6 protein-coding genes are annotated in these 6,866 nt (G+C 64.4%); 3 read left to right on the plus strand and 3 right to left on the minus strand.

The annotated features are described in order from the left end of the window. Positions 1-3 precede the first annotated feature (3 nt). On the minus strand, positions 4-909 hold the full coding sequence (locus QCE83_RS28915) for a LysR family transcriptional regulator (protein ID WP_309819326.1): 906 nt from the start codon (positions 907-909) through the stop codon (positions 4-6). Positions 910-1,028: 119 nt separating this feature from the next. Between QCE83_RS28915 and QCE83_RS28920 the strand changes: the two genes are divergently transcribed. Beyond that, positions 1,029-2,033: an aldo/keto reductase gene (locus tag QCE83_RS28920; protein WP_309819327.1), complete on the plus strand. Its 1,005-nt coding sequence runs from the start codon at positions 1,029-1,031 to the stop codon at positions 2,031-2,033. A gap of 163 nt (positions 2,034-2,196) precedes the next feature. Beyond that, the gene (locus tag QCE83_RS28925) at positions 2,197-3,390 is read left to right on the plus strand and encodes an MFS transporter (protein ID WP_309819328.1); all 1,194 of its coding nucleotides are present in this window, start codon (positions 2,197-2,199) and stop codon (positions 3,388-3,390) included. A 30-nt stretch (positions 3,391-3,420) separates the two neighbouring features. Here QCE83_RS28925 and QCE83_RS28930 read toward each other — a convergent pair whose 3' ends face one another. Next, complete coding sequence (locus QCE83_RS28930) at positions 3,421-4,647, minus strand: MFS transporter (protein WP_309819329.1); 1,227 nt, start codon at positions 4,645-4,647, stop codon at positions 3,421-3,423. A 135-nt stretch (positions 4,648-4,782) separates the two neighbouring features. Here QCE83_RS28930 and QCE83_RS28935 point away from each other — a divergent pair, with 135 nt between their 5' ends. After that, positions 4,783-5,589: an exodeoxyribonuclease III gene (locus QCE83_RS28935; protein WP_309819331.1), complete on the plus strand. Its 807-nt coding sequence runs from the start codon at positions 4,783-4,785 to the stop codon at positions 5,587-5,589. On the opposite strand, the gene QCE83_RS28940 is transcribed toward QCE83_RS28935, so the two are convergent. Then, a complete protein-coding gene (locus tag QCE83_RS28940) occupies positions 5,586-6,353 on the minus strand; it encodes an alpha/beta hydrolase (protein ID WP_309819332.1) in 768 nt (255 codons plus the stop codon). The two genes, QCE83_RS28935 and QCE83_RS28940, sit on opposite strands and share 4 nt — an antisense overlap. Between the last annotated feature and the right edge of the window lie 513 nt (positions 6,354-6,866).

Consider the following 6,866-nt stretch of genomic DNA (forward strand, 5'->3'; position numbering starts at 1 on the left):
TGTTCAGGACGTCGCGCCGTCTTCGGCGCGAATGAAGTCGATGAACGCGCGCAACGGCCCCGGCATGTGCGCGCGGCTCGGATAGTAGAGGCGCGGGCCGGTGAAACTTTGCCACCACGGCTTGAGCACCGGCACGAGCGCGCCGCTTTCGATGCCGCCGCGCACGAATTCATCGAAGGTATAGACGAGCCCCAAGCCCGCCGTGACCGCAGCGCGCGCCACTTCCACCGACGACGTCACGAGCGGCCCTTGCGGCGCGATCCGTATCGTTTCCTTGCCGCGCACGAATTCCCATGCGGCGAGGACTCCGCTGTCGAACCGATGCCCGATGCACGCGTGATTCAGCAGATCACGCGGATGCTTCGGCTCGCCGTGCGCGGCGAGATACACAGGTGCGGCCACCGCGACGAAGCGCTGGATGCGCGGCCCGATGGGCACCGCGATCATGTCGCGCTCGATGCTTTCGTCATAGCGGATGCCGGCGTCGAAGCCGGCGGCGAGCACGTCGATGAAGCGGTCCGTCGCGCTGATCTCAAGCTTGATGCCCGGATGCGCGGTCAGAAAGCGCGCGACGATGGGCGGCAGGATCTCGCGCGAGACGATGCGCGGCACGTTCAGACGCAGCGTGCCGGTGGGACTGTCGCGAAAGCCGTTCACGGCATCCAGCGCGCCGGCGATCTCCGTGAACGCGGGCGCGAGCCGTTCGATCAGCCGCTCGCCGGCTTCGGTCGGCGTGACGCTGCGCGTGGTGCGATTGAGCAGCCGCACGCCGAGCCGCGCTTCCAGCCGGCGCACCGCCTCGCTCAGCGAAGACGCCGATACGCCCCGTAACAACGCCGCCTGCCTGAAGCCGCGCGAGCGCGCGACCGCCAGGAACGCGTGGAGATCGGACAGATCGGGTTCGTTCATTGTTCGCCTCTGCGCACAGCCCATTCGGATTAGGGTGGATTATCGCACGCGATCTTTGCTCCCATAATGGTCTCCATCGCCGCCGTTCGTGCGGCGCCAGTCCACAGGAGAGAACCAGCATGGAATCACGCAAACTTGGCGGGACCGGACCGCAAACCGGCGCCATCGGGCTCGGATGCATGGGCATGTCGGGGGTGTACGGACCGTCGGATCGCGCGGCGGGCATTGCCACGATCCACGCCGCGCTCGAAGCCGGCGTCACGCTGATCGACACCGGCGACTTCTACGGCATGGGTCATAACGAACTGCTGATCAGTGAGGCGCTCAAAAGCGCGCCGCCTTCGCGCCGGGATGCGGCCATCCTGAGCGTGAAGTTCGGCGGCATGCGCGATCCGGCGGGCAACTTCATCGCGTTCGATGGCCGTCCCGTCGCAGTGAAGAACTCGCTCGCCTATACGCTGCAGCGGCTGGGCGTCGAAACGATCGATATCTATCGCCCGGCGCGGCTGGATGCGAACGTGCCGATCGAGGATACGGTCGGCGCAATCGGCGACATGATCCAGGCGGGCTACGTGCGTCATGTCGGGCTTTCGGAAGTCGGCGCGCAGACCATCCGCCGCGCGGCGGCCGTGCATCCGGTGGTGGACGTGCAGATCGAGTATTCGCTGATCTCGCGCGGCATGGAGGAAGCGATCCTGCCCGCGTGCCGCGAACTCGGCATCGGCATCACGGCGTATGGGGTGCTGTCGCGCGGACTCATCAGCGGGCACTGGGGCGCGGCGGCGCCGCAAGCCAACGACTGGCGCGCGCACAGTCCGCGGTTCCAGCAGGGCAACGTCGAACGCAATCTGGCGCTGGTCGACGCCTTGCGCAAGATTGCGGAGGTCAAGGGCGTGAGCGTGGCGCAGCTGGCCATCGCCTGGGTGCTGGCGCAGGGCAAGGACATCGTGCCGGTGATCGGCGCGCGGCGTCCGGAACGGCTGACGGAATCGCTCGGCGCGCTCGATGTGACGCTCACGCCGGATGAGCTTGCCGCCATTGAAGCAGCAGTGCCGAAGGGCGCAGCGGCCGGCGATCGTTACGAAGCCGTGCAGATGGCGCATCTCGACAGCGAGAAGGGTTGAGGGTCGAGTGCCTGGTTCTGAACGTTGCGATGAACCGGGCAGGTCTCTATACTCACGCCCAGACAAGTGGCACACGTCACTTGCGTAGGCGTTAACGTGAACCAACGCACAACATCACGCGCAACCCGCCCAGGGTTCGCGCGTGTGCGAAAGGTTCACGTCCATGAAGCCTGCATCACTTTTGGCGTCGTCGCGCCGTTCTGCTTTCCTTGTTCCCTTTGGCATCGTCCTGATCGGCGCCAATCTGCGCGCGCCGATTACCAGCGTCGGTCCCGTGCTCGCCGATATTCAGGCCGATCTCGCGTTGAGCGATAGCGCCGCTGGTCTTCTCAACTCGCTTCCCCTCTTTGTTTTTGCTTTGCTGTCGCTCGTTGCGCCGCTGATCGGCCGCAAGCTGGGCGCCGGGCGTGGACTGGGCGCGGCACTCGCCGTCATCCTGCTCGGGATGTGCGTGCGCTGCGTGCATGGCGCGTCCGGGCTCTGGATCGGCACCTTGTTGCTGAGCAGCGGTATTGCCGTGGGCAACGTGCTCCTGCCGGGCTTGGTGAAGCGCGAGTATCCACAACGCGCGGGCAGTCTCATCGCGATCTATGCGGCAACGATGGCGGCTTTCGCGGGCATCGGCGCGGGTCTGGCGGCGCCTGTTGCCCATTTGCCGGGCGCGGACTGGCGCGCGGCGCTGACCCTTCCCGCCGTGCTGACCGTCATGGCGCTCGTCGTCTGGCTTCCGGCGATGCGGGACCAGCATCCTGCCGCGGCACGGCAAGCGAGACCGACGGCGAAGACAAGATCGCCCTGGAAGCAGGCCATCGGATGGCACGTATCGGCGTTCTTCGCGTTCCAGTCGCTGGTGTTTTATGCGCTTGTCAGCTGGTACGCGACGATCTCGGTATCGCGCGGACAGTCGGCTTCGGACGCGGGGTTCGCGTTGCTGCTCTATCAGGTGGTCGCCATCGCGACGAACCTCGGCGCTGCACCGATGATCAAGCGCATGAAGGACCAGCGCGCGCTGGGCGTGCTGTGCGGCGCGCTGCTTCTCGTCGGTACGACCGGGATGGCTTCATCCGTGGGGCCCGCTACGCTATGGCTGACGATAGCGGGCCTGGGCGCGGGCTTCTCGATGACGACCAGTTTGTCCCTCTTCGCGTTGCGCGCGGCCAGTCACGAACAGGCCGGCGAACTGTCAGGCATGGCGCAATGTGTCGGCTATGCCGGCGCGGCTGTGGGGCCGGCATTGTTCGGGTTCATTCATCAGGCCACGGACGACTGGACGTTTTCGCTCGACTTGCTGGTCGCCGCGAGCGTGGCCGTCATGGTGTTTGCCTTTCTCGCGGGACGTGCACGGACGATGATTTGATGGACGCAGCGTGAGCGTATCGATGTGTGCTCAGGGCGTGCGTGGTTTGCGCAAAAACACCCACGCATTGAACGCTGCGCCGGCGAACATCAGCACGCTGGTCATGACAAAAACGGAGCGCATGCCCGCGTGCGCGGCGATGAAGCCGCCCGCGAGCGGTCCCGTGACCTGGCCGATGTACTGCGCGGACGTCGCGTAGCCGAGGATATAGCCGACCGTGTGATCCGGCACGTTGTGACGCACGACGCTCGTGATGGCGGGCAGGAGGCCGCCGAGCGCGAGTCCCATCAGGAAGCGCAGCACGACGAGCTGGGTGCCGTTGGTGACGAAGGTCTGCGGGATCAGCAGCACGCCGCACAGCGCGAGACAGCAGACGATGACCTTGGTTGCGCCGATGCGATCCGCGAGCCGCCCGATGCGCGGCGCGGCGAGTACGCTGCCGAGGGCGGCGGCTGACATCACGATGCCGGCGACCAGCGTGATCTGCTTCGGGTCCTGGACGAGCTGGGACACGTAGATGGTGATGATCGGCTCGATCGACATGTTCGCGAACATCAGCAGCATGGCGCTTGCGAGCATGGCGAAGACGGGCGTGAGCAGCGGAATGTCGCGCCAGCCGCCGCCGCGCCGGGATTTCGAGGAATCCGGTGCGCGCCGCTCTTCTTTCACGAAGAGTGTCGTCATGATGAACGAGCAGAAGATCAGGCCGCCTGCGAGAAAGAAGGTCGAGCGGATGCCGATCAGACCCGGCAACAGCCCGCCGATCAGCGGTCCGACGAGGTTGCCTGCCATCATGCCGGCGGCGTGCGTGCCGAGCGCCCAGGCGGTGCGATGCTTGGGCGTCTGGGTGGCGATCATGACGATGGCGCCGCTCGCGTAACCGCCGACGAGCCCGGCGAGGAAGCGTATCGCCACCAGTTGCCAGACTGTCTGTACGACGCCGAGGAGGGACATCGTGATGGCCATGCCGAGGCTGGCGCGGATCAGGATGGGTTTGCGGCCGTAGCGATCGGCGAGCCGGCCCCAGAGCGGCGCGACGAGCCCTGCGCCGAGAAAGGTTGCGCCGAATGCGACGCCGGACCACTGCACCGCCGCCGCCTCCGACGACGCTCCCAGCTGCTGCACGTAGAGCGGCAGGAAGGGGAGCAGGAGGGTCATCGCGACGACGGTGGTGAACGAGCCGAAGAGGCAGATGTAGAGATTGCGTTGCCAGTGAGCGGAGACGGCGGAAGGTGGCTGGGACGGCGGGGCGGACATGGAAAAAAGGGGGGAGTGGAGCGGTTTTGCCGTGACTGTGGCAGATTTTTAATTGTTCTGCTGGCCGCCGAAAAGCCGGCGCCTTCATGAGGCACGCAAACTGCGTGCGCCTGACGGCCCGATTCCGATCGTTCGATGGAGAGATTCCGAGTGAAGATCGCGACATTCAATATCAATGGCATTCGTCCGCGGCTCGCTGCCCTGCTGAGCTGGCTCGAACGCGAAGCGCCCGACATCGTTTGCCTGCAGGAACTGAAGGCCACGGATGCGCAATTTCCTGCGGAGGCCATCGCGCAGGCGGGGTATGGCGCGGTGTGGCATGGGCAGCCGTCGTGGAACGGCGTGGCGATTCTTGCGAAGGACGCGGAGCCGGTGCTGAGCCGCAAGGGCGTGCCGGGCTTCGAGGACGATACGCATAGCCGTTATATCGAGGCGGCGGTGGGCGGATTGCTGATCGGCTGCCTGTATCTGCCGAACGGTAATCCGCAGCCGGGTCCGAAGTTTGACTACAAGCTTGCGTGGTTCGAGCGGTTCAACGCGCATGCGCGGGCGTTGCTGGACAGTGGCCACCCGGTGGTGCTTGCGGGCGACTACAACGTCGTGCCGACTGACGAGGACATCTACAACACGCGTTCGTGGAAGAAGGATGCGTTGCTGCAACCGGAGAGCCGCGCGGCCTATGCGGATCTGCTCGCGCAGGGCTGGACGGATGCGTTGCGCAAGACGTTTCCCGACGAGCGGATTTATACCTTCTGGGATTACTTCCGCAATCACTGGCAGACCAATTCGGGTTTGCGCATCGATCATCTTCTGCTCAGCAAGGATCTTGCGAAGAAGCTGACGGGCGCGGGCGTCGATACCTGGGTGCGGGGCGAGCCGCATGCCAGCGATCATGCGCCGACGTGGATCACGCTCAAGACCTCGCGTAAGCGTGGTGGCTAGACGCGCTCGGCGCGCGTGGCGGGCAGCGACGCGAGGAATTGCATGACGTGCTCTCGGCCGCCCTGGGTCCAGACGTTGAGGTGATCGGCGCCTTCTATGAGCGCGATCCGCTTCTCGCCGCGCGCTGCGTTGTAGAGGCGCTGGAACTGATCGGGCGGGATGACGCCGTCGGCCGTGCCGCCGTAGATCAGGAGCGGTGCATGGACGGAGGCGATCTTCGCGAGACTGTCGTAGCGGTCGCGGGCGAGGGTGCGGACGGGGAAGAGCGGAAAGCGTCGGGCGGCGACGTCGACAATACTGGTGAAGGGCGCTTCCAGGATCAGCGCGGTTATGGGGTGTGTTGGTTCGCTGGCGAGTTGGACTGCTACGCCGGAGCCTAGTGAGTAGCCATGGAGTACGACGTTCTCGGAGCGTTCGGATACGAAGGCATACGCGGCGCGGGCATCGGCGTAGAGGCCGGGTTCGGTCGGTTTGCCAGGGTTGCCGCCGTAGCCGCGGTATTCGGCCAGCAATATGCCGTAGCCGGCGTTGATCAGCTCTAGCGCGATGTGGCCTCGCTGGAAGAGGTCTTCGCCGTTACCGTGGAAGAGGATGATGGTGGGGGTGGTTTTGTCGGGGGCTGGACGGTAACGCACCGTCAGGGTTAGGCCATCGTCGGTTTTTATGCTGACGGGGGTTGTTTGATCTTCCAGATACTGGTTTTTTAAGGTTGCGATCTGTTCGAGCGGATAGACCAGGCGGCCTTGCAGCCAGTACAGCCCCATTAAGGCTATGGCGTAGATTATCGCTATCGCTGTTGGGATAAGCCAAAGGGCTAAGGGCATTGGAGGGTTTTGCCTTTGCGGCTTTTTGGGTTCGGTTGCTCTTATGGTAATTGGGTTTTGAGTCAGGGTCGGTGGGTTTGCTCGCGCTTGTTGTCGTTCACTTGTGCTTCTATGGACTTCCTGTATCCGCGTCGGTCTATTAGCACTGCCCCTCCCCGGGGCGGGGGTAACTTTCTTTGCTGCTGCAAAGAAAGTTACCAAAGAAAGCAGCGGCGGATTCAACCGGTCGATGCAACACCTCTGATCTAATGAATGGATTACCAAGGTGAGGCACTGATGAGGCGAGCAAGGAAGCCGTGGTTGAGCTTGGCAGAGCGTCAGGAAATTTGGGCGCTTTGGCGTAAAGGGGAAAGCGTAAGTCAGTATGACTTTCCGTGAGGCGGAGGCTGGCCTGACGTGGGAGTTTAACGCGGGTTAGCATCTCTGCCAGAGCCGCATGGGTGGGCATGGGCC

It is taken from the genome of Caballeronia sp. LZ034LL (genome assembly GCF_031451215.1).
GTDB lineage: Bacteria > Pseudomonadota > Gammaproteobacteria > Burkholderiales > Burkholderiaceae > Caballeronia.

Coding starts and splice junctions, on each gene's coding strand:
- QCE83_RS28915 (WP_309819326.1), bottom strand. CDS start 909: ATGAACGAACCCGATCTGTCCGATCTCCACGCGTTCCTGGCGGTCGCG.
- QCE83_RS28920 (WP_309819327.1), top strand. CDS start 1,029: ATGGAATCACGCAAACTTGGCGGGACCGGACCGCAAACCGGCGCCATC.
- QCE83_RS28925 (WP_309819328.1), top strand. CDS start 2,197: ATGAAGCCTGCATCACTTTTGGCGTCGTCGCGCCGTTCTGCTTTCCTT.
- QCE83_RS28930 (WP_309819329.1), bottom strand. CDS start 4,647: ATGTCCGCCCCGCCGTCCCAGCCACCTTCCGCCGTCTCCGCTCACTGG.
- QCE83_RS28935 (WP_309819331.1), top strand. CDS start 4,783: ATGGAGAGATTCCGAGTGAAGATCGCGACATTCAATATCAATGGCATT.
- QCE83_RS28940 (WP_309819332.1), bottom strand. CDS start 6,353: ATGGGGCTGTACTGGCTGCAAGGCCGCCTGGTCTATCCGCTCGAACAG.